The organism is Pseudomonas sp. TE3-3-F2023 (assembly GCF_036784815.1).
Classification (GTDB): Bacteria; Pseudomonadota; Gammaproteobacteria; order Pseudomonadales; family Pseudomonadaceae; genus Aquipseudomonas; species Aquipseudomonas pudica.
On sequence record NZ_CP145113.1, the window covers coordinates 1,473,699 to 1,496,486 of the forward strand.

Sequence of the window (22,788 nt, forward strand, 5' to 3'; positions counted from 1 at the left end):
GGACAAAGCCATGCTGGACTGGAAAAACCGCGAGGCCAAAGCCGAGCCCCGCGAGCGTGTCGACGGCCGTGGCGCCGCGGCCCGTAGCTACCTTGGCGGCCTCTGGAGCCGTGCCCTGGGGACTCTGATCGGGTTGTACCTGCTGGTGTGTATCGGCCTGGGCTGGTACTGGAGCCAGGAGCCGGAGCTGTTCCCGGTGCAGCAGAACGCCCAGGCCGCCGCCGAGCGTACCGGCCAGCAGATGGTGGTGGGCTACACCACCATCGAAACCCTCAAGACTGTGGCCGGCACCTTGCTGAACAAGCCCGGCGGCTACATTTCCAACGACCGCTTCCCGCCAGGGCTGTGGATGGACAACATGCCGAGCTGGGAATATGGCGTGCTGGTCCAGGTGCGCGACCTGTCCCGTGCCCTGCGCAAGGACTTCGCCCGTTCGCAGTCGCAGTCGACCGAAGACGCCGACCTGGCCAAGGCCGAACCGCGTTTCAACTTCGACAACAAGAGCTGGATCCTGCCGTCGAGCGAGTCGGAGTTCGAAGAGGGCATCAAGTCGCTGACCCGCTACCAGACCCGTCTGGCTGCCGGCGACAAGGGCGCGATCTTCTACACCCGTGCCGACAACCTGAACAACTGGCTGGGTGACGTGGCCACCCGCCTGGGTTCGCTGTCGCAGCGTCTTTCGGCCAGCGTTGGCCGAGTCAAGCTCAACACCACGCTCAAGACCGAGTCGGTGGTCGCCGGCCAGGCGCCGCAGGTGGACGAGGAGTTGGTGGAAACCCCATGGCTGCAGATCGACAACGTGTTCTACGAAGCCCGTGGCCAGGCCTGGGCGTTGTCGCACCTGCTGCGCGCCATTGAGGTGGACTTTGCCGACGTGCTGGCGAAGAAGAACGCCACGGTCAGCGTGCGCCAGATAATCCGTGAGCTGGAAGCCTCGCAGGAAGCCCTGTGGAGCCCGATGGTGCTCAACGGCAGCGGCTTCGGCATGTGGGCCAACCACTCGCTGGTCATGGCCAACTACATTTCCCGGGCCAACGCGGCGGTCATCGACCTGCGTCAGCTGCTGTCGCAAGGTTGATGATGGCTATCAGCCCGACCGAGGCCGCCCATCGGGCGGCCTCCGACCGAGAACTGGTCACCTGGGTGGACGAAGCCGACCAGGTGCTGGGGGCCTTGCCCCGCGCCGAACTGCGCGAGCGCGGCCTGATAGGGCGTTGCACGTTCATTCTGCTGTTCAACAGTGCCGGTGAGCTGTGCGTGCACCGGCGGACCCTGAGCAAGGCGCTATACCCGGGGTACTGGGATGTGGCGGCAGGCGGCATGGTGACGGCCGGAGAGGCGTACGCCGAGTCGGCGGCGCGGGAGTTGGCCGAGGAGCTGGGGATCGACGGTGTGGAGCTGCGTTTTCATGAGCGTTTCTACTTTGACCAGCCGGATAACCACTTGTGGTGTGCGGTGTATTCGGCGGTGTCGGATGCTCCGTTGCGGTTACAGCCGGAAGAGGTGATCGAGGCGCGCTTCATTGGCCTGGAGCAGGCTGAGCAAGAAAGCCTGACCAAGCCGTATTGCCCGGACTCGTTGGCGGCCTTGCAGCGCTATAAAGCAAGCCTCAAATAGATGCGTGGCCCATGCCGGCCCCTTCGCGGGTAAACCCGCTCCCACAGGGATTTCACCGGTCGTGAAATCTGCGCGGTACCTGTGGGAGCGGGTTCACCCGCGAAGGGGTCGCAAAACATTCGCAAAATGCCGCAATCCAGTACTTAGCAACAGCCGGATTTATCGTTAAACTGCGCGCCCTTTTCGGGCTGCCGCAGGTCTTGCGGTGGTAGCGCCGCCCCTGCCAGAGTGGGGCTTCGCGGTCGGGCTCAACCCCCTGGGGCCGACCAGTTTTTGTCCTCAGCACAGAGGAACAAAAGTGGCCAAGAAAGCTTCTTCCTTCGCCGCCCTTGGCGGTCTCGTTTACTCCACCGACGCCGGTCGGCACTGCCCCGACTGTGGCCAGCCGGTAGATGCCTGTACCTGCAAGCAGCAGGTCATCCCCGAAGGCGATGGTATTGCCCGTGTGCGCCGCGAAAGCAAGGGCCGCGGCGGCAAGACCGTGACCACCGTCACTGGTGTGCCGCTGCCGCTCGATCAGCTCAAGGAGCTGGCCTCTGCCCTCAAGCGCCGCTGCGGTACTGGTGGCGCCCTGAAGGATGGGGTCATCGAAATCCAGGGCGACCATGTCGAACTGCTGATCGGTGAGCTGACCAGGCAGGGCTTCAAGGCGAAAAAGTCCGGCGGCTGATACGGCCACGCGATTTTTTGCCCAGTGCTTTCTAAACTCGTTGCCGTGACCAGGGTCTACCCCAGGGCGCGGACGAATCGTCATTTTTGGCTTCTACACTGCGCCCGCCTCCTTGCGGGGCAGTGTCTTCGACTTATCTATAGGGGACTTGAATGTCCGTACGACGCACACGCAAAGACGATGGTAGCCAATGGACCGTGGCCGACAGCCGCAGTGTTTATGGCATCCGTCATTGGGGCGCTGGTTATTTTGCCATCAATGAAGCCGGGCGCGTCGAAGTACGCCCCAACGGCCCGAAAAGCGCGCCGATCGACCTGTTCGAACAGGTCGACGAACTGCGCCAGAGCGGCCTGTCGCTGCCATTGCTGGTGCGCTTCCCCGACATTCTGCAGGACCGCGTGCGCCAGCTGACCGGCGCCTTCGACGCCAACATCGCGCGCCTGGAGTACCAGAGCAAGTACACCGCGCTGTACCCGATCAAGGTCAACCAGCAGGAAGCGGTGGTGGAAAACATCATCGCCACGCAGAACGTCTCCATCGGCCTGGAAGCCGGCTCCAAGCCTGAGCTGCTGGCCGTGCTGGCGCTGGCGCCGAAGGGCGGCACCATCGTCTGCAACGGCTACAAGGACCGCGAGTTCATTCGCCTGGCGCTGATGGGCCAGAAGCTTGGCCACAACGTGTTCATCGTCATCGAGAAAGAGTCGGAAGTGGCCCTGGTGATCGACGAGGCCGCCGAGCTCAAGGTCAAGCCGCAGGTCGGCCTGCGCGTGCGCCTTTCGTCGCTGGCTTCGAGCAAGTGGGCCGACACCGGTGGCGAGAAGTCCAAGTTCGGTTTGTCCGCCGCTCAGCTGATCTCGGTGGTACAGCGCTTCCGCGATGCCGGCCTGGACCAGGGCATCCGCCTGCTGCACTTCCACATGGGTTCGCAGATCGCCAACCTGGCCGACTACCAGCACGGCTTCAAGGAAGCCATCCGTTACTACGGTGAGCTGCGTGCGCTGGGCCTGCCGGTCGACCATATCGACGTTGGCGGTGGTTTGGGTGTGGACTACGACGGCACCCACTCGCGCAATGCCAGCTCGATCAACTACGACATGGACGACTACGCCGGCGTGGTGGTGGGCATGCTCAAGGAGTTCTGCGACGCGCAGGGCCTGCCGCACCCGCACATCTTCTCCGAAAGCGGCCGTTCGCTGACCGCGCACCACGCCATGCTGGTGATCCAGGTAACCGACGTCGAGAAGCACAACGACGAGGTGCCGACCATCGAGAACAAGGAAGCCCTGCCCGAGACCGTGCAGTGGCTGGTCGACCTGCTCGGCCCGACCGATATCGAGATGGTGACCGAGACCTACTGGCGCGCCACCCACTACATGGGTGACGTGGCCGCGCAGTATGCCGATGGCAAGATCAGCCTGGCCGAGAAGGCCCTGGCCGAGCAGTGCTACTTTGCCGTGTGCCGCCGCCTGCACAACTCGCTGAAAGCCCGCCAGCGCTCGCACCGCCAGGTGCTGGACGAGCTGAACGACAAGCTGGCCGACAAGTACATCTGCAACTTCTCGGTATTCCAGAGCCTGCCGGACACCTGGGCCATCGGCCAGGTACTGCCGATCATCCCGCTTCACCGCCTGGACGAAGAGCCTATGCGTCGTGCCGTGCTGCAGGACCTTACCTGCGACTCCGACGGCAAGATCAACCAGTACGTTGACGAGCAGAGCATCGAGACCAGCATGCCGGTGCATGCGGTGAAGGAGGGCGAGGACTACCTGCTGGGTGTGTTCCTGGTCGGTGCCTATCAGGAAATCCTCGGTGACATGCACAACCTGTTCGGTGACACCGACTCGGTGAACATCTATCAGAACGCCGACGGTAGCGTGTACCACGCCGGTATCGAGACCCACGACACCATCGAAGACATGCTGCGCTATGTGCACCTGTCGCCGGAGGAGTTGATGACCCACTACCGTGACAAGGTCGCCAGCGCCAAGATCACTGCGCGGGAGCGGACCCAGTTCCTGGATGCCCTGCGCCTTGGTCTGACCCGGTCTTCGTACCTGTCGTCTTAATCCTCGGGGGCCGCTTTGCGGCCCATCGCGCCGCGAAACCACATGGGATTGCGGTTTCGCGGGAAATCGCGGCGCGATCTGTTGTAGGAGCGGCCTTGTGTCGCGAACTGAGGGCGGAGCCCTCACCGCGTCATACTCGGTAATGATCCATCGGCGTTGCATTTCATCGCCACGCCTATCCTGTGAATGCAACGTTCAAGGGAAGTCGACATGGATCGTCACGGCAACCATCGCTTGCGCCAAGGGCGCTTTTCAGAGCCAGGCCGGCTCTACCTGCTAACCACCATCACACGCCATCGCCTCCCGTTATTCGAGAACCTCTGGTTTGCGCGTTCGGCCATTCAGCAATTGCGGCTGAGTGATCGAGAGGGGAGTTGCCGTTCGCTGGCCTGGGTCTTGATGCCGGACCATTTGCATTGGCTGATCGAGCTCGGCCCGACCAGCCTGAGCAAACTCATGTGTGCCTTCAAGTCGCGAAGCAGTTGCGCGCTCTACCGTACAGGTGCCGAGCGACATCACATCTGGCAACCCGGCTTTTACGACCGGGCGCTGCGCAAGGAGGAGGATGTAAAGGCCGCTGCCCGCTATATCATCGCCAATCCCATTCGGGCTGGCCTGGTGCGGCTGGCTGGTGATTATCCACATTGGGATTGTGTGTGGCTGTGAATCCGCAGGTGAGGGCTTCGCCCTCAGATCGCGACACAAGGCCGCTCCTACAGTTGAACGTGATACCAGGCCGTCCCGCAATCCATGTAGTAGCGGCCTTGTGTCGCGATGGGCCGCAAAGTGGCCCCGGCGTCACCGAACCCAAAGCCCTTTTTCCTGCAACCGCCACCCCACCCACCCCAAACTTACCGCCCGCAAGCCCATGAACCCGAGAAACGCCAACCACAACCCATGGTTGCCGAACCCGCTCATGGCCACAGCCATCGGCAGCGCAATCAACACCGATAGCAACATCGCATTACGCATCTCCCGCGCCCGGGTCGCGCCAATGAACAAGCCATCCAGCAAATAGCTCCACACCGCAATCAACGGCAGCAATGCCAGGTACGGCAGGTACGGATAGGCCGCTGCCCGCACACTCTCGATGTCGGTCTGCAAATCGATGAACAGGTACCCACCCAGCAGGAACAACCCGGCAAACCCCAGGCTGGTGATCAGCGACCAGCCACCGGCCACCACCAGCGAGCGGCGCAGGGTGTCGCGGTCGCGAGCACCAATGGCATGGCCGCACAGGGCCTCTACCGCATGCGCCAACCCGTCGAGCGCATAGGCAGTCAACAGCAGGCCGTTGAGCAGCAGGGCATTGGCCGCCACGGTGGCCTCGCCCAGGCGTGCGCCTTGCACGGTTATCAGCAGGAACACCAGTTGCAGCGCCAGGCTGCGCAGGAAGATGTCGCGGTTCACCGCCAGCAGCGGCCGCCAGGCCTGCCAGCGCTTGAGCGCCGCCCACACGATCTGCCCCGGGTAAGCGCGCAGGGCCGGGCGGGTCAGGGCCAGGCCGAGCAGGGCGGCGCTCCATTCTGCAATCACCGACGCCCGCGCCGAACCCAGTACGCCCCAACCCAGGCCAAGCACGAACCACAGGTTCAAGGCGATGTTGAGCAGGTTCGTGGTCAGCAGGATGGCCAGCGGTGCCCGGGCGTTCTGGGTGCCGAGGAACCAGCCGACCAGGGCGTAGCTGGCCAGTGCCGCGGGCAGGCCGAGCAGGCGGGTATGGAAGAAGTCTTCGGTGGCTTGCTGCAGGGCCGCGCTGGGTTGCATCGCATGCAGCGCCAGCTGGCTGAAGGGCAGGGCCAGCAAGCCGATCATCAGGGCGAAGCCGACCGCCAGCAGCAGCCCTTGTACCAGCACCTGGCGCAGCGCTGCACCGTCGCCACGGCCGGCGGCCTGTGCGGCGAAGCCGGTGGAGCCCATGCGCAGGAAGCCCATCAGGCCGACCATGAAGGTGAACAGCGTGGCGCCCACGGCTACGGCACCCAACTGGTGGGCGTGGGGAAGGTGGCCGATGACCGTGCTGTCGACCAGAGCTACCAGCGGCACGGAGATGTTGGACAGGATCATCGGCGCGGCCAGGGCCCAGACCTTGTGGTGGGTTGGGCGGTGCTGCCAGTCGGTAGTCAGTTGCGACATTGGAATCCTTGACCTATCAGGAGCCGCTTTGCGGCCCCATTCAACGAATGGCCACAGTGTAACGGCCGGGCCAGCAATTCGCGCGACCACAGTCACACCTGACGCGTAACCCCGGGTACTGCACTCGCCATTGCGCTATAGTTGCTGCCCTCACGTACACGCTGCCTAAGAGTTCTACTCCATGTTCAACAAAGGATTGTTGCTGGCCTGCGCGCTGGCTTTGCTCAGTGCCTGTGACTCTTCGACGCCGGACAAGCCGGCGCCATCCGAAAAGCCGGCGGCCACAGCGCCCGCCGCCGCCCCTGCCCCCCAACGCGAAGACCCGGCTGTACTCGCCAAACGCTACGAGGGCCGCGAGCTGAGGGTGCTGGATGTTTCCGAAGTGCAGCTCGATGGCGCTGCAACGCTGTCGATCAGTTTTTCCGCACCGCTGGATGCCAAGCAGGAGTTCGCCAGCAAAGTGCACTTGGTCGACACCGTCAAAGGCAAGCTCGATGGCGCCTGGGAACTCTCCGACAACCAGATGGAGCTGCGCCTGCGCCACCTGGAGCCGCAGCGCAAGCTGGTACTGACCGTCGACAAGGGCCTACTGGCCGTCAACGGCAAGCAGCTGGAAGAGGAATCGATCACCCGCCTGGAAACCCGCGACATGCAGCCGACCATCGGCTTCGCCAGCCGCGGTTCGCTGCTGCCCACGCGCCTGGCCGAGGGCCTGCCGGTGATCGCGCTCAACGTCGACAAGGTCGATGTCGAGTTCTTCCGCGTGAAGCCGGACATGCTCTCGACCTTCCTGGTCAACTGGGGGCGCAACAGCAGCCTGTACTACTACCAGTCCAAGGAAACCCTGGACATGGCCGATCTGGTCTACAGCGGCCGCTTCGACCTCAACCCCGCACGCAACACCCGCGAGACCGTGCTGCTGCCGATTGCTGGCATCAAGCCGCTGCAGGAGCCAGGCGTGTACCTGGCAGTGATGCGTGCCTCGGGCACCTACGACTACTCGCAACCCGCGACGCTGTTCACCCTCAGCGACATCGGCGTGTCTGCGCACCGCTACCGCGACCGCCTCGATGTGTTCGCCCAGGCCCTGGAAGGTGGCAAGGCGATGAACGGCGTGAACCTGGAAATCCATGACGACAAGGGCAAGCTGCTGGCCCAGGCCAGCACCGATAGCGATGGCCACGCCCAACTGCCGATCACGCCCAAGGCCGACACCCTGATCGCCACCCAGGGTGTGCACACCACGCTGTTGCGCCTGAGCAGCGCGGCGCTGGACCTGGCCGAGTTCGACATCACTGGCCCACAGGCAAACCCGCTGCAGTTCTTCATCTTCGGCCCACGTGACCTGTATCGCCCCGGTGAAACGGTGTTGCTCAACGGCCTGCTGCGCGACCAGGACGGCAAGCCGGTCAAGGCTCAGCCTGTAAGCGTGGAAGTGCGTCGCCCGGATGAGCAGGTCAGCCGCAAATTCGTCTGGGAAGCCGACGGCAATGGCCTGTACCAGTACCAACTGCAGTTGGCCAGCGAGGCCCCGACCGGCCGCTGGCAACTGCTGCTCGACCTGGGCGGCGGGCGCAAGCAGATGTACGAATTCCTCGTCGAAGACTTCCTGCCCGAGCGCCTGGCGCTGGAACTCAAAGGCAGCAGCAAACCGTTGTCTCCGGATCAGGATGCACGTATCCAGGTCAATGGCCGCTACCTCTACGGCGCCCCGGCTGCCGGCAACCGCCTGAGCGGCCAGGCCTATGTTCGCCCGCTGCGCGAGGCGGTACCGGCGCTGCCTGGCTACCAATTCGGCTCGGTCACCGAAACCGAGCTGAACCAGGACCTGGAGCTGGACGAAGTCACCCTCGACCAGGCCGGCAAGGCCGTGGTCGACATCGAAAGCCGCTGGGCCGAAGCCCGCTCGCCGCTGCAACTGACCGTGCAGGCCAGCTTGCAGGAGTCCGGTGGCCGGCCGATCACCCGGCGCCTGGAGCAACCCATCTGGCCGGCCGAGCGCCTGCCAGGCCTGCGTGGCCTGTTCGACGGCGAGGAAACCGACAGTGACGGGCCGGTGGAGTTCGAGTTCCTGGTGGCCGACCGCAACGGCAAGAAGCTGGCGGCCAACGACCTCAAGGTGCGGCTGGTACGAGAGCGCCGCGACTACTACTGGAACTACTCGCAGAGTGATGGCTGGAGCTACGCCTACAACGAGAAATTCCTCACCCAGAGCGAAGAGACCGTCAGCGTCAAGGCCGGCTCCACCGCCAAGCTGAGCTTCCAGGTGGAATGGGGCCCGTACCGTGTCGAGGTGGAAGACCCGCAGACCGGGCTGGTGTCCAGCGCGCGCTTCTGGGCCGGCTACCGCGCCCAGGACAACGCCGAAGGCGGCGCGGTGCGGCCGGACCAGGTCAAGCTGGCGCTGGACAAACCGGCCTACGCCGACGGCGCTACCGCCAAGGTCACCGTAACCCCGCCCGCAGCCGGCAGTGGCTACCTGATGATCGAGTCCAGTGATGGCCCGCTGTGGTGGCAGGAGATCGACGTGCCCGCCGAGGGCAAGACGTTCGATGTGCAGCTGGACAAACAGTGGGCTCGCCATGACCTGTACATCAGCGCGCTGGTCATCCGCCCGGGTGAACGCAAGGCCAACGCTACGCCGAAACGCGCGGTAGGTGTGCTGCACCTGCCGCTGAACCGGGCCGATCGCAAGCTGGCGGTGAGCCTGCAGGCGCCGGAGAAAATGCGCCCGAAACAGCCGCTGACCGTAAAGGTCAAGGCTGCAAATGCCGATGGCAGCGTGCCCAGGCAGGTGCATGTGCTGTTGTCGGCGGTGGACGTGGGCATTCTCAACATCACCGACTTCAAGACCCCCGACCCCTTCGCCAGCCTGTTCGGGCGCAAGGCCTACGGTGCTGACCAGCTGGATATCTACGGCCAGTTGATCGAAGCGGGCCAGGGCCGCCTGGCCAGCCTGGCGTTCGGTGGTGACGCGGCGATGGCCAAGGGTGGCAAGCGCCCCAACACCACGGTGACCATCGTCGCCCAACAGAGCCTGCCGGTGACCCTGGACGACAAGGGCGAGGGCCAGGCCACGGTCGATATCCCCGACTTCAATGGCGAACTGCGGCTGATGGCCCAGGCCTGGACCGAGGAACACTTCGGCATGGCCGAAGGCAAGACCGTGGTCGCCGCGCCGCTGATTGCCGAGCTTTCCGCGCCGCGCTTCCTTGCCGGTGGCGACCGCACCAGCCTTGCGCTGGACCTGGCCAACCTGTCGGGCCGTGCCCAGCAGTTGAACGTCGAAGTCAGCACCGAAGGGCAGCTGAGCCTGGCGGGCAACGCCGTGCAGAGCGTAGCCCTGGCTGAAGGCCAGCGCTCGACGCTGATGGTGCCGGTACAGGCCCAAGGTGGCCTGGGGCAGGGCAAGGTGCATGTGCGGGTTACAGGCCTGCAGCTGCCGAACGAGCCGACCGGTGCGTTCGAGCGCGAGTGGACGCTGGGCGTGCGCCCGGCCTACCCGGCGATGCTCAAGCACTACCGCGTGGCCTTGAAGGACCAGCCATGGACCCTGCCTGAAGCAGACCTGGCCGCCTTCGAACCCGCCGGGCTTGAAGCCAGCCTGGCCTTGTCGAGCCGGCCGCCGCTGAACCTGGCCGAGCAGATCCGTGCGCTCGAAGCCTACCCCTACGGTTGCCTGGAGCAGACCACCAGCGGCCTCTACCCATCGCTGTATGCCGATGCCGACAGCCTCAGGCGCCTTGGCATCAAGGGTGAGCCTGCCGATGTGCGCAAGCGCAAGATCGAGATGGGTATCGAGCACCTGCTGGGCATGCAGCGCTACAACGGCAGCTTCGGCCTGTGGAGCTCGGACAGCGAAGAAGAGTACTGGCTGACCGCCTATGTCACCGACTTCCTGCTGCGCGCCCGTGACCAAGGCTATGGTGTGCCGGCCGAAGCGCTGAAGAAGGCCAGCGAGCGCCTGCTGCGTTACCTGCAGGAGCGCAACCTGATCGAAGTCGACTACAGCGAGAACGCCGAACACACCCGATTTGCCGTGCAGGCCTATGCGGCATTGGTGCTGTCGCGCAGCCAGCAGGCGCCGCTGGGTGCCCTGCGTGGCCTGTTCGAACGCCGCGCCGATGCCCGCTCTGGCCTGCCGCTGGTGCAACTGGCGGTGGCGCTGGACAAGATGGGCGACAAGCCGCGTGCCGAGCAGGCGCTGCAGGCAGGGCTGGGCATCAGCCGCGGTAAAGGCTGGATGGCCGACTATGGTAGCGCCCTGCGCGACCAGGCACTGATCGTGGCGCTGCTGCAGGAAAGCAACCTGGCCAGCCGCCAAGTCGACCAGCGCCTGTTCGCCCTGTCGGATGAGCTGGCGGCCAACCGCTGGCTGTCGACCCAGGAGCGCAATGCGCTGTTCCTGGCCGGCCGTGGCCTGCTGGGCAAACCGGAAGGCCAGTGGCAGGCGCGCCTGGACAGCGCGGGCGAAGTGCGCGAGTTCAACAATGCCGAGTCGGGCATGAAGCTCGAAGGCCCGTTGCTGGCTTCGCCATTTAGTGTGCAGAACCAAGGCAGCGAAACGCTGTACCAGCAACTGACCTTGTCGGGTTACCCACGCCAGGCGCCTGCGGCCGGTGGCAACGGCATGCAGATCCGCCGTGAGTACCTTGGCATGAATGGCCAACCGTTGGATTTGCACAACCTGCGCAGCGGTGACCTGGTGCTGGTGCACCTGGCGCTCAAGGCTGAAGACCGGGTGCCGGATGCGCTGGTGGTGGACTTGTTGCCGGCAGGCCTGGAGCTGGAAAACCAGAACCTGGCGCAGAGTGCCGCCAGCCTGGACAACGCCAGCAGTGCGGTGAAGGAATGGCGCGAGTCTATGCAGAACGCCAGCGTGGTGCACCAGGAGTATCGCGATGACCGCTACGTCGCCGCGCTCAAGCTGGACAGCTACGGCACCACCCACCTGCTGTACCTGGCACGGGCAGTGACCCCGGGTACCTACCGAGTACCGCCGCCGCAGGTCGAATCGATGTACCGGCCAAACCTGCAGGCCGTGGGGGATGGGCAAGGGGAGATGACCGTAAAAGCCCGCTAAGGCGACGCGGTCTGTTGTAGGAGCGGCCTTGTGTCGCGATTGGGCCGCAAAGCGGCCCCAAAGCCTGAGCACGCGGAGCAAAAGGTCGATCGCGTCGCCAGGTTTTGCGGCCGCTGCGCGCCCGATCGCGACACAAGGCCGCTCCTACAGGAACGGTGCCGTACTTAGTGAATCACCCAGCTCATCACCCACAACCCCAGCAGCAGCCAGATGATCCCGAGGATGATCGAGGCGCGCATGAACGCGCGGATTGCCGAGTACAGCAGCACCAGCCCGATGATCAGGGCGAGGATGCCGAGCAGCGAGGCCTCCATGCCCAAGGTGCGCGCCAGGCCATCGATGAAATTGCCACCGGCACTGGCCAGCAGGTTGAACAGCCCGCTCAATGCATCGACGATGAAGCGGATCAACGACCCCAGCGCCTGGCCCAGCCACTCGAAAAAACCTTCTACATGCATAGTTGCTTCCTGATGAACGAATCGGCGATGTTGCCGTTCCCAAGCCTTTGGCCATTACCTGGCCAGGTCGGTTCCCGATGCCAAGCTTAACGCGGCCGCGTACCCGTGCGGGCAGGCTGTTGCGCGCCACGGTGATCGGCCTGCTGGTGCTGTTCGGCCTGTTGTGGCTGGCCGACCGCCTCTGGCCGCTGCCCCTGCCCGGCGACGACCTGGCCCGGGTGGTGCTGGCCGAGGACGGCACGCCGCTGTGGCGCTTTGCCGATGCCGACGGCGTGTGGCGCTACCCGGTCAGCCCCGACGAGGTTTCGCCGCTGTATCTGCAGGCGTTGCTGACCTACGAAGACCGCTGGTTCTACAGCCACCCCGGGGTCAACCCATTGGCCCTGGCCCGTGCTGCCTGGCTGAACCTGCGCGGCGGGCGAGTGGTGTCGGGCGGCAGCACGCTGTCGATGCAGGTGGCGCGCCTGCTCGACCCGCACGAGCGCACCCTGGCCGGCAAACTGCGCCAGCTGTGGCGTACGGCGCAGCTGGAATGGCATTTGTCCAAGCGCGAAATCCTGCAGATCTACCTGGACCGTGCGCCCTTCGGCGGCACCCTGCAGGGCGTGGCGGCCGCCAGTTGGGCATACCTGGGCAAGTCGCCCATGCACCTGACCCCGGCCGAAGCGGCGCTGCTTGCCGTGCTGCCCCAGGCGCCCAGCCGCCTGCGCCCGGACCGCCACCCCGAACGTGCCCAGCGCGCCCGGGACAAGGTGCTGCAACGCCTGGCCGAATATCAGGTGTGGCCGGCCCAGCAAATCCGTGAGGCAGGCGAAGAGCCGCTGGTACTGGCGCCACGTCAGGAGCCGGCCCTGGCGCCGCTGCTGGCCAGGCGCCTGAACAGCGCCAACAGCCCTCCGCTGATCCGCACCACGCTCGACGCCGCGCTGCAGCGGCGCCTCGAGGACCTGCTGCTGGGCTGGCGCGCACGGCTACCGGAGCGCACCTCCGCCGCCATCCTGGTGGTCGAGGCTCAGACCATGGCGGTGCGTGCCTACCTGGGCTCGATAGACCTGGCCGACGAGCGCCGCTTCGGGCATGTCGATATGGTGCGTTCGTTGCGTTCGCCGGGTTCCACGCTCAAGCCGTTCCTCTACGGCATGGCACTGGATGACGGCCTGATCCATTCCGAGTCGTTGCTGCAGGATGTGCCGCGACGCTATGGCGACTATCGCCCCGGCAACTTCTCGATGGGTTTCAGCGGGCCGGTGTCGGCCAGTTCGGCGCTGGCGCTTTCGCTCAACCTGCCGGCGGTACAGCTACTGGAGGCCTATGGTCCGAAACGCTTTGCCGCGCAGCTGCGCATGGCGGGCATGCCGCTGGTACTGCCACCCCTGGCCGAGCCCAACCTGTCGTTGATCCTGGGTGGCGCGGGAAGCCGCCTGGAGGACCTGGTGGGTGGCTACGCTGCGTTGGCGCGGGGTGGCAACAGTGCGCGGGTGCGCCTGCAACCACAGGATCCCTTGCTGGAACGGCGCCTGCTGTCACCTGGGGCTGCGTGGATCATTCGGCGCATCCTCAGCGGCCAGGCACGCCCCGACCGCGACCCGCATGCCGAGCTGGTGCAACGCCCGCAACTGGCCTGGAAAACCGGCACCAGCTATGGCTTTCGCGATGCCTGGTCGATCGGCGTGGGCCCCCGCTACCTGATCGGCGTATGGATCGGCCGCCCCGATGGCACGCCGGTACCCGGGCAATTCGGGCTGGCTTCGGCAGCACCGCTGATGCTGCAGGTGCACGACCTGCTGAGCAACCGTGACAGCCAGCGTGGCATCAGCGTGCCGGTGGAGCGGGTGCCGGCCAATGTCGGCGTTGCGGCGATCTGTTGGCCGCTGGGCCAGCCGATGAACAGAAAGGACCCAAACTGCCGGCGTCAGCGTTTCGCCTGGACCCTGGACGGTACTACGCCGCCAACCCTGCAGGCCGCCGACCAGCCACTAGGCCTGGGCCTGCGCGAAAGCGTATGGGTCAACGACCAGGGGCTGCGAGTTGATGGCAGTTGCCCGGGCGCCAGGACACGCGACATCGCCTTATGGCCCGCCCCGCTGGAGCCTTGGCTGCCACGCGTGGAGCGGCGTGCGGCGCGCCTGCCGGCCATCGACCCGGCCTGCCCGCCGCAGGTGCCGGCCAGCGCGCCACCGCTTTCGATCGTGGGCGTTCGCGCGGGCGACAACCTGCGCCGCCCGGCCACCAGCAGCGAACCGTTGCAATTGTATGTGTCGGCCCTGGGCGGTGGCGGTCGGCGCTGGTGGTTCCTCAACGGCCAGCCATTGGGCGAAACCCAAGGTCAGGACAGTTTGCTGGTGCGTTTCCAGCAGGTAGGCCAGGCTGAAATCAGCGCGCTGGATGAAAGCGGCGAGACGGCGCGCGTGGCGTTCCAGGTCAGCGAGTAGCTGTTCGACGAGGGCCGAGGCAGCACCTACGCTTGCAGGTAACGGGTGTGACCGGCTGGCGCCCCGCAACCCAAGGGAACATGGAGCGCCCTATGCGTCCTATGGCCGTGCCCCTGTTGTTGCTGCCTTGGGCGCTTGCGGCCCATGCCGAGCCTTTGCCGGGTTTTCTCGACAGCCATGAGTACGAACGTCGCCTGCCCGGCGCCCACCTGCCGATAGACGCCTACCGCCCGGTCAGCGCTCACCTGCAGCTGGCCGCGGCGGATGGCGACAGCCTCGCGTGGGCGCCCGCGAATACCCCGCTGGTGCTGCATAAAGTGCGCTTCCAAGGCGGCACTGTGTTCCCCTTGAGCGACCTGCGCGAACACTACCAACCGCTGATCGGGCACCAGACCACGTTGGGCGAGCTGCAGCAGTACACCGCGCGCCTGACCCAGCGCTATCGGCAGGAAGGCTACCTGTTGTCGTACGCTTACCTGCCGCCGCAGGAGTTGGCCGATGGCCGGGTCAACGTGGTGTTGGTCGAAGGTTATATCCGTGATTACCGCGTAGACGGCGATATCGGCCCGGCCGGCGCCTATCTGCACCAGCTGCTGGGGCGGCTTGCCACCGAGCGCCCGCTGACCCGAGAAACGCTGGAGCGCTACATGGGCCTGGCCGAGCGCCTGCCGGGGGTAACGATAGAGCCGCAACTGGCCGTGGCGCAAACCACTGCTGGTGCCGCTCGGTTGACCGTGCGTGCGCGGCGCAAGCCATTCAGCGCTGCTGTTACCGTGGCTGATGGCAACCGCGACGATGCGCAGGCGCTGCTGACGGCAACCAGCCACGCCCAGACCCGCTTTGCCGAACAGATCGAGGCCAGCCTGGCGCTGCCGCCGGGGAATGACCAGGTGCATTACCAGCGCCTGGCCTACAGCCAGTACCTGGACGCGGGCGGCAGCCAGCTGCTGCTGTCAGCTTCGCGCTACCGAAGTGAGCCCGGCACGCGGATTCGTCTGGACGATGGCCGTGACATCACCCGCAAGATCGACAGCGATCGCTATGCGATCGGCCTGCGCCAGCCAGTGATCGTCAGGCCGGATGAATGGATGGTGGTTCAGGGGCAGGTGTATTCGGTCAGTGAGCACCTCGAGGACCGGTTGGATGGGTTGCCATCGGCACGGAACTACGACACCTACGTGCGTGCTGTGTCATTCGAGGGCGACTGGCGCAAGGTGGAAGAGGGCCGTTTGCGTATCGTCAGCGCCGGGGTCTACCAGGGCCTGGATTACCTCGGGGCGCGCAGCGATGCCGACTACGATCTGGATTTTCTGCGGTTGCGGCTTTCCGGTTTGCAGAGCGACACGTTGCTCGGTAGCTGGCAGGGTGTGGTGTCCGGGGCGTTGTACTGGAGTGATGACCGCTTGCCCGACAGCGAGCGTGCGGGGTTTGGCGGGCAGAGTTTCGGCCGTGGCTACCCGCGCGACCAGGCAGACGGGGACAAGGGCTGGGGTGTGGCTTACGAGTTGAACTACAGCATGCACGCCAACTGGCTGGCGTTGGTGCAGCCCTATGTGGTGTTGGATACCGCGCAGGCCTGGCATAACCGGGGGCCTGTGGAGGATGCCCACCTGGCTTCGGCGGCGCTTGGTGTACGGTTGGGCGATGGGCGCTTGTTCAATGTGGCGCTGGAGCTGGCCAAGCCTTTGGCGGATGTGGCATTGGACAGCCTGGGCCGCGGGCCTCGGCTGACTTTGACGCTTGGCGTTCAAATGTAAGGGGGCGCTGTGGGAGCGGGCGCGCCCGTGAAGAATCCAACGCGGTGCATGGTACCGGCTGCGCCGGTGTTCGCGGGCGCGCCCGCTCCCACAGGTGTCGCGATGGGCTGCAACGCAGCCGCCAAAATCTTGAAGTTACCTGTTTAGTGGGTAGTAAACCGCTGATGCACCGGCGACGAACTGGGTGTCAGTGCCAGTGCCAGCTGGGTGCGGTTGTGCATGTGGGTCAGGCGCAGCACCTGCGACACATACAGCTTCACGGTGTTCTCGGTAATGCCCAGTTCGCAGGCGATCTGGTAGTTGGTCTTGCCCTTGCTCACCAGGCGGGCCACCTCCAGCTGGCGTGGCGACAGCTTCTCGAACGCCGCTGGCAGCTCGCTTTCACTTTCTTCCACATCCGTGGCACGTCGATGAGTACCTTGGCCCCGGGCTTTTTCCAAATCCTGGTAGAGCTCGTCAATCGATTCGGCCAGATCCTGCAGTCGCTGATTCAACCCGCCGAGGTCGTGGACGTTGCGCCGGCGTTCCAGCAACGCCTCTTCCTGTCGACGTACGCCTTCGAGCAGTTCATCGAGCTCCACCGGCTTCTGGTAGTAGTCGGCAAAGCCTTCGCGTAGCGCGCGGATAACATCCTGTTTCTCGGCACGTCCGGTCAACATGATGGCTTCGAACATGCGATGGCTGCCGTTGACCTCCTTCAAGGTGCGCATCAGTTCGATGCCATCCCTTTCCGGCATGTGCAGATCACAGATGAGCAGACTGATGGCTGGGTCTGCCATATAACGCTCGATGGCTTCGTCAGCAGAATGGGCCGGTACGCAGACATAGCCCTTGGTTTCGAGGAATTCACAGAGTTGTTCGACAATGACCGGTTGGTCATCCACCACTAAAACCTTCAATGCACTCACTTGTCTGGACACGATCCACTCCCTGTTCGTATACGGCCCTGCTCCCGGGGCCAGACGCTCTGGCAGTATAAAAATAGTCGCACCCAGTGAATATGTACAAGTTTTGTACAAGGCGACGGAGCACAGGCTGGCTCATTGGACCCATACCGCTGTCAGAAGAAAGCCGGCCAGCACATAGGGGACGAACGCCTGCTTGTCACCCATTTCCTCGGTCAGGGCCTGCAGTCGCTTTTTCACCTTTGGGTTGAGCAAGGTCCATAGGCGCCGGCGGGTGAGCAGCCAAAGCAGCACGCTGACACCGGCGCCTATGAAGGTGCCAAGTACGTATTGCGGGCTGGTGGCCAGGGCCAGTGCGCCCATCAGCTTGACGTCATCGGCACCGAAACGGCCAAGCATGTAGCCGGGCAGGGTCAGCAGCATGACGATGGCCAGTGCCCAGCCGGCATCGCTGGCATCGGCGCCGATCCAGCTGCGACCGGTGGCGAAAAGCCAGGCCAGGGCGCAGGCAGCCACGCCAAGGGTGAGCATGTTGGATATCTGGCGTTGACGCACATCCTGTTCGGAGCACAAGGCAAGCCACAGCAGGAGAACAATGCTTTGCATTGGCAGGTCGCCCTTCCCAAATGTTGAACACATCTACCCGGTCAGTCAGGTTTCCTTAAGTGAAGATAGACGGGAACCTGCGTGGGAGTGGGGCGGGCAAGGGAAAAAGGCGTGGCCGGGATGGATTTTGTCGTAGCTGGCACAGGTACTTGCCGTTGAAAATCTTGCGCGACCCCTGTGGGAGCGGGCGAGCCCGCGAACACGGGCGAAGCCCGTGCCATCCACCGCGGTGCCTGCTTCGCGGGCATGCCCGCTCCCACAGGTCCGGGGCGCCCATGGAGTTTGTGTTTGAGCGTTACTTCTTGCTCCCCGGCGGGTAGTTGGCCAGCACCTTGGTCACGGTGTTCTGGATCGCGCTGTTGCGTTCCTCGGGGCTTGGCGGGTAATTGTTCATGATCTGCTCGGCACTGCCGCGCCACACAAGCTTGCTGTCACGCCCATCGAACAGGTCGATCTGGATGGTGGCGACCTTGTAATCGACGCTGCGGGTTTCGTTGTACATCGGGCCACCCCAGTAGCCGCCCCAATAGCCCCCCCAGCCACCGCCGTAGTTGGTGGTGATCTGTTGCTGGCGCTGCTCGACGATCAGGTAAGCGCGCACTGTCAGGTCGGGCCGTGCGCCACCTTGTACCGGGCGCAGGCCTCGCTGGTCGAGCTGGTCGGCGACCGCCTGGCGAATGCGCTGCTCGGTCAGGTCACTCTTGATTCGTGGGTCGTCCGGGCGGTACTGCAGGCCCGGTTCCTGCCAGGCCCAGCTGCGGTAGGCGGCAAAGTCACGGCTGGCATCGAAATCCTGCTGGACGTTATTGCTGGAGCAGGCGGCGAGCAATAACGCGAATGACAGTAGAACGAGACGGCGCAACATGATGGTTCTCCGTTGGATATCAACTGGGAGGATAGCCGTTGAGCGCCTTGTGCACAGAATCGCGCAGGGCGCTTTCGCGTTCACGCGGCGAGTCCTTGTCGCTGCCGCTTTCGGCGCTGGCACTCCATACCGGCTGGCCGCTGCGGGCGTCGTACAGGTCGATACGCACCACCATCACCTGCACCTCGTAGGTGCGCACGATGGGCACGCTGGCATAGCCACCATAACCATGGCGGTAGCCGCCATAACCGACTCCACCGTAGGGGTACGGGCCGTAGTAAGGGTCGTAGGCATCGTAGTCACGTACCTGACGCAAGCGCTTTTCCAGGCGTATGTCGGCGCTGACCAGCAAGTCGCCGGGGCCGCCGCCCCGGGCGGGACGCAGGCCATGCTGGTCCAGCGTGCCGCTGACGGCATCTGCCAGTTGCCCCGGGTCGGTATCGACCGAGCCACTGGGCAACTGGCCGTTGCGCCAACTCCAGCTACGGTAGTGCCCGTAATCACGGGCTGGTGTCGGGTAGGCACTGGCATCGAAGGTGCTGGCCGCCTGGGCAGGCGCCGGTGGTAACGGGCGGCTGCTGGCCACATAGGGGTTGGTGCCCTGGCAGCCAGCCAGGGCAAGCGGCAGCACGGCCAGGCACAACAGACGGTACGGCATGTATTCCTCCCGGCGGGCAGGTCAGCGGGGGCGGCAGACCCAGTGCAGGTAGCGGCCGAGCCCGGCGAAGCTGGGGTGTCGACGGTAGGCCAGTTCCATTTCCAGCAAGTCCAGCAGCTCGGCCTTGCCTTGGAATTCCTTGGGCATGTAGTCGTGGAACACCCGCACGCCACTTTCGCTTTCAACCTGCCACATAGGTTCAAGTTGCGCCCTGAGCTCGCGTGGATCAAGCGGTTTTTGCGGGGTCAGGCTCTGCTTTTCACCTTCCAGCCGGTTGCTGCGCAACTTTCGGAAATGGCCTTTGAGCAGGTTGCGATAGACCAGGGCGTCGCGGTTGTAGAACGCCAGCGACAGCCACCCGGAGGGGGCCGTGAGCTGATGCAGCACCGGCAGGATGCTTTCGGGCTCGGCCAGCCATTCGAGTACTGCGTGGCATAACACCAGGTCATAGGGTTCGGTCAGCTGGCCGAGCAGGTCTTGCCAGGGGGCCTGGATGAAGGTGGCCGGTTGGCCGGCTTCGGCAAAGCGCGCCCGTGCGCCGTCTAGCATGGGCGCGGCGGGTTCGGCCAGGGTCAGCTGATGGCCGCGCTGGGCCAGCCACAAGGCCATGTGACCCAACCCGGCTCCGATGTCGAGGATGCGCAGCGGGCGGTCGGGCAATACTTCGGCCAGGTCGGCTTGCAGCACGGCCAGGCGGATGGCGCCTTTGGCGCCGCCGTAGATTTTTTCGGCAAAGCGGGTGGCCAGCTCATCGAAGTGACGGTCGTTCATCGGGCGAAGCGCCTCTCGCTGTCGGCAAGCTTGGCGCGCACCACCTGGTCCATGTCCAGGCCCAGTTCGCTGCACAGCAGCAACAGGTAGAGCACAACATCGCCGATTTCCTGGCCTGCGTGGGCTAGCTTGTCGGCGGGCAGCTGGCGTGATTGGTCTTCGCTCAGCCACTGGAAGATTTCCACCAGTTCGGCCATTTCGACGCTGGCGGCCATGGCCAGGTTCTTCGGGCTGTGGAAGCCACGCCAGTCGTTGTTGTCGCGGATCTGGTGCAGGCGTTGGGTGAGTTCTTGCAGGTTCATCGGGGATCTCCTAATGCTGCATAGCTTCTGCGCAGGCCCGATGCAAAGCAAGCGTATACCGCCAGGAGAGGCATGGTTCCTGTAGGAGCGGCCTTGTGTCGCGATGGGGCGCGAAGCGGCCCCAAATTATCAGCTGCGCCGCTGGCATCGCCGGGGCTGCTTTGCGGCCCATCGCGACACAAGGTCGCTCCTACAGAGGGGCCCAGCGCCCGACCATATGCAGCACCCCTCCATGCCCATCCAGCCGCAGCTCTCCCATGGTCCCCGCCTCACTGGCACCCAACACCACCTCCGATGGCAATCGCACCGGTTTGCGGAAATCCACCTCGAAGGCATAGCCACTGTGCGGCAGGTGCCCGCGCAGTGCCGCCAGGGCCATGGCCTTGCTCCACATGCCATGGGCAATGGCCGTGGGGAAGCCGAACAGCCGCGCACTGGCTGCGCTGAGGTGGATCGGGTTGTAGTCCCCGCAGACCTTGGCATAACGCCGGCCAATATCGCTGTCGGCGTACCAGCGGGTCGCCTCCGGCAGCGCTTGCGGTTCGTCCTTGGCAGGCTCACCTGCCTCGCTTTCAAGCTTCAGCCCGCGCACCAGCATGCGGCTGGTCTCGCGCCAGAGCAGGCCGATGCCGTCTTCGGCTTCGGTGACCAGATCGAAGGTGCCGCCCTTGGCATGCGCTTGCAGATTGCCTGCATGCACCGCAAAGCGCAGCCCTTCGACACCGCCCAGTGGGCGAAGCACTTCGATGCGGTTGTGCAGGTGCACCAGGCCGAGCAGCGGGAAGGGGAAGTTGGGCGCGGTCATCAACTGCAACTGCAGCGCGAACGCCATGACATGTGGATAAGTACCCGGCAGGCGGCCATCGTCGGTGAAGTGGCACAGCCGTCGATAGGCGGCCAGGTTGCCCGGCTGGACGCGGATGAAACAGCGCAGGCCGTCATCCGGCAACTGGTCGCCGCTGATGGTGCGCTTGCTGGCCGCGCGCAGGTAAAGGCTGGCGCGCGAAGCCGGGCTGTGCAGATCGTGCCAGTGTCGGCTCATGTTCAGGCCCCCATCAAGGCCTGGCCGCATACCCGCAGCACCTGGCCGTTGACTGCACCGGAGCCCGGCTGGCTGAGCCAGGCGATGGCTTCGGCGACATCCTGCGGGCGGCCGCCCTGGCCAAGCGAACTCAAGCGTCGCCCTGCTTCGCGCAGGCCCATCGGCATGGCGGCGGTCATGTGGGTTTCGATGAAACCGGGAGCCACGGCATTGATGCTGCCGCCGCGCTCGGCGAGCCGGGGCGCCCATGCCTGTGCCAGGCCGATCAACCCAGCCTTGCTTGCGGCATAGTTGGCCTGCCCACGGTTGCCGGCGATGCCGCTGACCGAGGCCAGCAGGGTGATACGCGCGTTTTCACCCAGGGCGCCGTTGTCGTACAGCGCCTGGGTCAGCACCTGCGGTGCCTTGAGATTGACCGCCAGCACCGCGTCCCAGTATTCCGGGGTCATGTTGGCCAGGGTCTTGTCGCGGGTGATACCGGCGTTGTGCACCACGATGTCGATGCCGTCGGGCAGGGCCGCAAGCAGTTGCGTTGCCGCGTCGCCGGCGCAGATGTCCAGGGGCAGCGCCTTGCCACCCAGGCGCGCGGCCAGGGCGTCGAGGTCCTGGCTGGCTTGCGGCACATCCAGCAGCAGTACGTCGGCACCGTCCCGGGCCAGGGTTTCGGCAATGGCGGCGCCGATGCCGCGCGCGGCACCAGTCACCAGGGCGCGGCGCCCAGCCAGCGGCCGAGTCCAGTCCTCGACCTGGCTGGTGCAGGCATGCAGGCGCAGCACCTGGCCGGAGATGAAGGCGCTTTTGGGCGAGAGGAAGAAGCGCAGGGCGCCTTCCAACTGGTTTTCCGCGCCGGGGCCGACATACAGCAACTGCGCGGTCGCACCGTTGCGCAATTCCTTGGCCAGCGAGCGGCTGAAGCCTTCCAGGGCCCGTTGGGCAATGCTGGCCAACGGGTCGTCGAGGCCTTCTGGTGCGCGGCCCAGCAGCACTACATGGGCGCACGGTGCCAGGCTGCGCAGCAGAGGCTGAAAAAATTCGCGCAACTGCTTCAACGCATCGCTGTCGGACAGGTGGCTGGCATCGAATACCACGGCCTTGATCTTCGGCCCCAGGCCTGCCACCCACGCCTCGGCCCGGAGGTTGTCGGTATTGAAGCTGTAAAGCGTGTCGGTCAGCCGCGGGGCAATGGCTTCGACCTGGCTAGCCAGTGGCCCGCCACCCAGTACCAGGGCACCTTCGACCGGGCGCAGGCGGCCGGCCTGCCAGCGCTCCAGCGGCGCCGGGCGTGGCAGGCCAAGGGCATCCACAAGACGGCGGCCGAGGTTGGAGTTGGCAAAGCCGAGGTAGCGATCGCTCATGAGTGGGTCTCCCGGAAGGCAAGCTTGAAAGTGTGGACCAACTTTGTGGCAAGGTCGTTCGAATG

Annotated in this window: 18 protein-coding genes; 8 read left to right on the plus strand and 10 right to left on the minus strand. The window is 64.9% G+C overall.

Annotated features, from left to right (window positions below; translation table 11 throughout):
• The first annotated feature begins 10 nt into the window (after positions 1-10).
• The 5 genes from V3314_RS06675 (at position 11) to V3314_RS06695 (ending at position 5,019) form a co-directional block, all read left to right on the plus strand.
• On the plus strand, positions 11-1,078 hold the full coding sequence (locus tag V3314_RS06675) for a DUF2333 family protein (RefSeq protein WP_046615996.1): 1,068 nt from the start codon (positions 11-13) through the stop codon (positions 1,076-1,078).
• Positions 1,079-1,080: 2 nt separating this feature from the next.
• The gene (locus V3314_RS06680) at positions 1,081-1,617 is read left to right on the plus strand and encodes an NUDIX hydrolase (protein WP_046615997.1); all 537 of its coding nucleotides are present in this window, start codon (positions 1,081-1,083) and stop codon (positions 1,615-1,617) included.
• Positions 1,618-1,915: 298 nt separating this feature from the next.
• Positions 1,916-2,287, plus strand: a complete 372-nt coding sequence (locus tag V3314_RS06685; RefSeq protein WP_046616836.1) for a translation initiation factor Sui1 — start codon at positions 1,916-1,918, stop codon at positions 2,285-2,287.
• A 152-nt stretch (positions 2,288-2,439) separates the two neighbouring features.
• Positions 2,440-4,353, plus strand: a complete 1,914-nt coding sequence (gene speA / locus V3314_RS06690; protein WP_046616837.1) for an arginine decarboxylase — start codon at positions 2,440-2,442, stop codon at positions 4,351-4,353.
• A 210-nt stretch (positions 4,354-4,563) separates the two neighbouring features.
• The gene (locus tag V3314_RS06695; RefSeq protein WP_338460047.1) at positions 4,564-5,019 is read left to right on the plus strand and encodes a transposase; all 456 of its coding nucleotides are present in this window, start codon (positions 4,564-4,566) and stop codon (positions 5,017-5,019) included.
• 132 nt (positions 5,020-5,151) lie between these two features.
• Here the strand turns inward: V3314_RS06695 and V3314_RS06700 are convergent, their stop codons facing one another.
• Positions 5,152-6,489 (minus strand): MATE family efflux transporter, encoded by a 1,338-nt coding sequence (locus V3314_RS06700; protein ID WP_338460048.1) that lies wholly within the window; start codon positions 6,487-6,489, stop codon positions 5,152-5,154.
• Between the two features lie 181 nt (positions 6,490-6,670).
• Here V3314_RS06700 and V3314_RS06705 point away from each other — a divergent pair, with 181 nt between their 5' ends.
• On the plus strand, positions 6,671-11,572 hold the full coding sequence (locus V3314_RS06705; protein ID WP_338460049.1) for an alpha-2-macroglobulin: 4,902 nt from the start codon (positions 6,671-6,673) through the stop codon (positions 11,570-11,572).
• 164 nt (positions 11,573-11,736) lie between these two features.
• Here the strand turns inward: V3314_RS06705 and V3314_RS06710 are convergent, their stop codons facing one another.
• Positions 11,737-12,030 carry a hypothetical protein gene (locus tag V3314_RS06710; RefSeq protein ID WP_046616840.1) on the minus strand — a complete coding sequence of 98 codons (294 nt, stop codon included), beginning with the start codon at positions 12,028-12,030 and terminating at the stop codon, positions 11,737-11,739.
• 77 nt (positions 12,031-12,107) lie between these two features.
• Between V3314_RS06710 and pbpC the strand changes: the two genes are divergently transcribed.
• Positions 12,108-14,462 carry a peptidoglycan glycosyltransferase PbpC gene (pbpC, locus tag V3314_RS06715; protein WP_108481548.1) on the plus strand — a complete coding sequence of 785 codons (2,355 nt, stop codon included), beginning with the start codon at positions 12,108-12,110 and terminating at the stop codon, positions 14,460-14,462.
• A 92-nt stretch (positions 14,463-14,554) separates the two neighbouring features.
• On the plus strand, positions 14,555-16,219 hold the full coding sequence (locus V3314_RS06720) for a ShlB/FhaC/HecB family hemolysin secretion/activation protein (protein WP_196182788.1): 1,665 nt from the start codon (positions 14,555-14,557) through the stop codon (positions 16,217-16,219).
• A 143-nt stretch (positions 16,220-16,362) separates the two neighbouring features.
• On the opposite strand, the gene V3314_RS06725 is transcribed toward V3314_RS06720, so the two are convergent.
• From V3314_RS06725 to V3314_RS06760, 8 genes are all read right to left on the minus strand, one after another.
• Complete coding sequence (locus tag V3314_RS06725) at positions 16,363-17,139, minus strand: response regulator transcription factor (RefSeq protein WP_196188178.1); 777 nt, start codon at positions 17,137-17,139, stop codon at positions 16,363-16,365.
• 120 nt (positions 17,140-17,259) lie between these two features.
• Entirely contained in the window at positions 17,260-17,730 is a 471-nt protein-coding gene (locus tag V3314_RS06730) for an A24 family peptidase (protein WP_046616844.1), read from the minus strand.
• Positions 17,731-18,025: 295 nt separating this feature from the next.
• Entirely contained in the window at positions 18,026-18,595 is a 570-nt protein-coding gene (locus tag V3314_RS06735; protein ID WP_046616845.1) for a DUF4136 domain-containing protein, read from the minus strand.
• 19 nt (positions 18,596-18,614) lie between these two features.
• Positions 18,615-19,253 carry a DUF4136 domain-containing protein gene (locus tag V3314_RS06740; RefSeq protein ID WP_338460050.1) on the minus strand — a complete coding sequence of 213 codons (639 nt, stop codon included), beginning with the start codon at positions 19,251-19,253 and terminating at the stop codon, positions 18,615-18,617.
• A gap of 21 nt (positions 19,254-19,274) precedes the next feature.
• Entirely contained in the window at positions 19,275-20,024 is a 750-nt protein-coding gene (locus V3314_RS06745) for a methyltransferase domain-containing protein (RefSeq protein WP_085601449.1), read from the minus strand.
• Positions 20,021-20,326 carry a MazG-like family protein gene (locus tag V3314_RS06750; RefSeq protein WP_013970728.1) on the minus strand — a complete coding sequence of 102 codons (306 nt, stop codon included), beginning with the start codon at positions 20,324-20,326 and terminating at the stop codon, positions 20,021-20,023. The genes V3314_RS06745 and V3314_RS06750 overlap by 4 nt, the downstream gene beginning before the upstream one ends.
• Before the next feature lie 190 nt (positions 20,327-20,516).
• Positions 20,517-21,368, minus strand: coding sequence for a MaoC/PaaZ C-terminal domain-containing protein (locus V3314_RS06755; RefSeq protein WP_085601464.1), 852 nt, complete (start codon positions 21,366-21,368; stop codon positions 20,517-20,519).
• A gap of 2 nt (positions 21,369-21,370) precedes the next feature.
• A complete protein-coding gene (locus V3314_RS06760; RefSeq protein ID WP_046616848.1) occupies positions 21,371-22,723 on the minus strand; it encodes a 3-oxoacyl-ACP reductase in 1,353 nt (450 codons plus the stop codon).
• Positions 22,724-22,788: the final 65 nt, after the last annotated feature.

Bases quoted from the DNA above. Each gene is read 5' to 3' on its own strand.
- V3314_RS06675 (WP_046615996.1), top strand. From the start codon at position 11: ATGCTGGACTGGAAAAACCGCGAGGCCAAAGCCGAGCCCCGCGAGCGT.
- V3314_RS06680 (WP_046615997.1), top strand. From the start codon at position 1,081: ATGGCTATCAGCCCGACCGAGGCCGCCCATCGGGCGGCCTCCGACCGA.
- speA (WP_046616837.1), top strand. From the start codon at position 2,440: ATGTCCGTACGACGCACACGCAAAGACGATGGTAGCCAATGGACCGTG.
- V3314_RS06695 (WP_338460047.1), top strand. From the start codon at position 4,564: ATGGATCGTCACGGCAACCATCGCTTGCGCCAAGGGCGCTTTTCAGAG.
- V3314_RS06700 (WP_338460048.1), bottom strand. From the start codon at position 6,489: ATGTCGCAACTGACTACCGACTGGCAGCACCGCCCAACCCACCACAAG.
- V3314_RS06705 (WP_338460049.1), top strand. From the start codon at position 6,671: ATGTTCAACAAAGGATTGTTGCTGGCCTGCGCGCTGGCTTTGCTCAGT.
- V3314_RS06710 (WP_046616840.1), bottom strand. From the start codon at position 12,030: ATGCATGTAGAAGGTTTTTTCGAGTGGCTGGGCCAGGCGCTGGGGTCG.
- pbpC (WP_108481548.1), top strand. From the start codon at position 12,108: ATGCCAAGCTTAACGCGGCCGCGTACCCGTGCGGGCAGGCTGTTGCGC.
- V3314_RS06720 (WP_196182788.1), top strand. From the start codon at position 14,555: ATGCGTCCTATGGCCGTGCCCCTGTTGTTGCTGCCTTGGGCGCTTGCG.
- V3314_RS06730 (WP_046616844.1), bottom strand. From the start codon at position 17,730: ATGCAAAGCATTGTTCTCCTGCTGTGGCTTGCCTTGTGCTCCGAACAG.
- V3314_RS06735 (WP_046616845.1), bottom strand. From the start codon at position 18,595: ATGTTGCGCCGTCTCGTTCTACTGTCATTCGCGTTATTGCTCGCCGCC.
- V3314_RS06740 (WP_338460050.1), bottom strand. From the start codon at position 19,253: ATGCCGTACCGTCTGTTGTGCCTGGCCGTGCTGCCGCTTGCCCTGGCT.
- V3314_RS06745 (WP_085601449.1), bottom strand. From the start codon at position 20,024: ATGAACGACCGTCACTTCGATGAGCTGGCCACCCGCTTTGCCGAAAAA.
- V3314_RS06750 (WP_013970728.1), bottom strand. From the start codon at position 20,326: ATGAACCTGCAAGAACTCACCCAACGCCTGCACCAGATCCGCGACAAC.
- V3314_RS06755 (WP_085601464.1), bottom strand. From the start codon at position 21,368: ATGAGCCGACACTGGCACGATCTGCACAGCCCGGCTTCGCGCGCCAGC.
- V3314_RS06760 (WP_046616848.1), bottom strand. From the start codon at position 22,723: ATGAGCGATCGCTACCTCGGCTTTGCCAACTCCAACCTCGGCCGCCGT.